Source organism: Kistimonas scapharcae, from assembly GCF_039540975.1.
Lineage (GTDB): Bacteria > Pseudomonadota > Gammaproteobacteria > Pseudomonadales > Endozoicomonadaceae > Kistimonas > Kistimonas scapharcae.
Map to the genome: position 1 here is coordinate 1 of NZ_BAABFL010000088.1, position 2,953 is coordinate 2,953.

Here is a 2,953-nt window from a genome sequence, read left to right on the forward strand (position 1 = left end):
CAGCTATCAAACCTACAAGATCAACGCCTATGATTTCGAGGTCGCTGGCAAGGTCTATACCCGACAGCGCATCGAGGGCGACAGCACCACACTGACGGAAACTTACCAAGGCAATACGATGTCAGTGGTGGCCCAAGAGAACGCTCTGTCTCATCTTCCCGAAACCGAAAGTGTCACTGTGCCGGATTTGGTTATCCGTCTATTGCCCAATACGTCAGAACCTTTGGTGCCGGGCTCCGTGATGTTTGAGTTTGGCGGGGCGTTCTATCAGGACCGGGATGGTGCCATTATCCGGAATCTCTCCACCGCTACCAATGCGGGGACTATCGTCGGCAGCATTGATTACACCGGCGCACAGGTGACCCTCAGCCAATGGCCGGATGGTGCCAGTCCTGCAGTCAATCTGTTGGCCTCTGCCACAACGGCGGCGGGTTATCAGACGGACAGGGTCGCCTTTCGCACCCCCGGCGCACCGATCCGCAGCGCCAGTTTGCAAATCAGTGCCCTGCGTGCCGATACCGGAGCCACCATCAGCTCCCAGGCAGATAACAATGGGCTGATCAGCAGTCCGGAGATGCTGGGTTATATCGATTACCAGAGCGGCTGGTGTCAGGTGGCATTCACCGATGGCGTCAATCCCATCCATGTCATCCCGCAGTCCATCCGTTTCAACAGTGTGGTGCTGACCAGTATCCCGTTGGATAGCGAACTGATAGGTTTGGATCCGGTACGTCTGCCTGCTGATGGCAGGGTGCCCATTTATCGACCCGGTGATGTGGTGGTGCTGGCTCATACCGGTACCACCACGGTGAACTCACCCACGGCTGGGCAAACAGTCGCGTTAAGTCGGAATCATCAGGCTGAAATGACGGTAACTGACGACTCCGACACTCCAATCAACAGTGCGGATTACGCTGTAGATCTGGAAACAGGCACCGTCACCTTTGTAAAGGATCTGGCCGGTACACTCACCATTCATGACCGCATTGAACAGATGGCGCTGGTCAGCGATGTGCAGATCAGTGGGGATCTCAGCCTGGCCACCCCGTTGGCGTGGGAGTTTCCGGCAGATGAAACACTGGTCAGCAGCGCTGTCGTGTATGGTGATCTGCAATCCCGGGTACACGACGAGTTCACTCAACGCACCTGGGATAGCGGTGAGCCCAATTGGAGCAACCATCGCATCGGGGACGACACCACGGCGCAGTACAACCTGATCAACTATCCCATCGAGGTCAGCAACAAAGGTGCGGTAGATGGCCACTGGGCGATCATTTTCACCAGCAGTAGTACCTTTCAGGTCGTGGAAGAAAACCTCGGCATTATCGCGAGCGGTTCTACCAGCAGCGATTGCGCACCCCTGAACCCGGAAACCCATGTACCGTATTTCATCATCCGCTTTGACGGCTGGGGCACTGGCTGGAGTAGCGGTAATGTCCTGCGCTTTAACACCACCGGCGCATTAGCCCCCTGTTGGTTGGTGCGAACCGTTTTATCAGGACAGGGCACTACGGACGATGACCGTTTCACTTTGCAGATTCGGGGGGATGCAGACTAATGGCAACCCTTGCAATCGGCAATGGCAGTCAGATCAATCCTTTCCTGATCCAGACACCGGAGGATTTTGAGTCTGTCTGGCATCACTCGGAGAACTATTACTACGAGTTGACCACCGATCTTGATATGGAGGGTCGCTATCTCAGCCAAAACGACAATGGCGGCAGTTTCCATCTGGACGGCAAGGGCCACAAGGTCATCAACATGACCTGTGGTAATTACTGGCACTTCTGGGGCAGTGGCGATATCCGCAATATTGAATTCTACATTGTCAGTGGTCTTACCACCGGGCTGCACCAGACTTGCTACAACGGGGCGGTACTACAGAATGTGCGAGTTCATTGGCAGCATAACAATGATGTTTACCTGTCTCGTGATTGGCCACAGGGACAACCGGTTTACCAGAACGTCGTGCTCAGTGGTCTGGCAACGCTCAAGCACATCGCCAACCAGGGAGGCTTTGATACCAGCGGCTGTTATGTGGCCATGGATCGTGACCCCAATAACAACGACGGTGTCCTGATCAGCGATATCTATGATCCGGCGGAATACGTAAACCTGGATCCTGCCCTCTGGAATCTGACGGCAGGGAGTGTTCCATCTCTGATCCCCCAGACCGGCGACTACAGTCGCTATACCCATGTGCTGGGTACCACATTAGTCGACGGCAGCCCTGTACCTAGAACGGTCAGGGCAGTGACTATGCAACGCCATGAACTGATCGCACAGCTCGATAGCGCAGGCGATGGCAGCTTTGAGCTGATCACCAGCCCCTACACCGATGGGATTCTGGTGTATGCCTTTGATGAGTACGGTAGCCTGATGAAGGCTGACACAGCTTACAGTGTTGGTGCGATTACCCATCCCCAAACACCCAATGGCTATCGCTATTTCTGTATTCAGGCTGGTACGACAGATACAACACTTCCTGCCGATCCTTGGCCGACGGATCAGCTGGCCAGCGGTACCGCCATCTTTGAAGCCCATAAACTCCGCCAACCCATACTGCACGGACCGGTCACGCCGAAAAGGATGCTTGGCTGATGGGCAGTTATATTCCAAACCCGAACGCACTGGTGTTATCAGTACAGGGCGGGTATGGCGCACCGGCTGCCGCCAATATTGTGCTTGATGTCCCATCACCGGATGCGGCGCAGACCTTTGTCAGTGGCACGGTGTCGTTAAACGGCGAACCGGCAGTCAATGAGATTGTGGTCGTCTCATACCGTCAACAACAGCGGCAAGGTCTATTGCCGGAGCGTACTATTATCGCGAGCGGTCAGAGTGGAACCGATGGCAGTTTCGAGATTGATCTGAACGGCTTTGCAGAACCGGTACTGGTGCTTGCCATGGATGACTATGGCGATACCTGGCAGGTGAATACCCGTTACATTGT

Annotated in this window: 3 protein-coding genes; all 3 read left to right on the top strand. The window is 54.9% G+C overall.

The window, feature by feature from the left end; translation table 11 throughout:
• A partial coding sequence (locus ABD892_RS05190; protein WP_345194332.1) for a hypothetical protein occupies nt 1-1,558 on the top strand: 1,558 nt, incomplete at its 5' end.
• The gene (locus ABD892_RS05195) at nt 1,558-2,601 is read left to right on the top strand and encodes a hypothetical protein (RefSeq protein ID WP_345194333.1); all 1,044 of its coding nucleotides are present in this window, start codon (nt 1,558-1,560) and stop codon (nt 2,599-2,601) included. The genes ABD892_RS05190 and ABD892_RS05195, both read left to right, overlap by 1 nt.
• On the top strand, nt 2,601-2,953 hold a 353-nt coding region (locus tag ABD892_RS05200; protein WP_345194334.1), incomplete at its 3' end, for a hypothetical protein. The genes ABD892_RS05195 and ABD892_RS05200, both read left to right, overlap by 1 nt.

Coding starts and splice junctions, on each gene's coding strand:
- ABD892_RS05195 (WP_345194333.1), top strand. CDS start 1,558: ATGGCAACCCTTGCAATCGGCAATGGCAGTCAGATCAATCCTTTCCTG.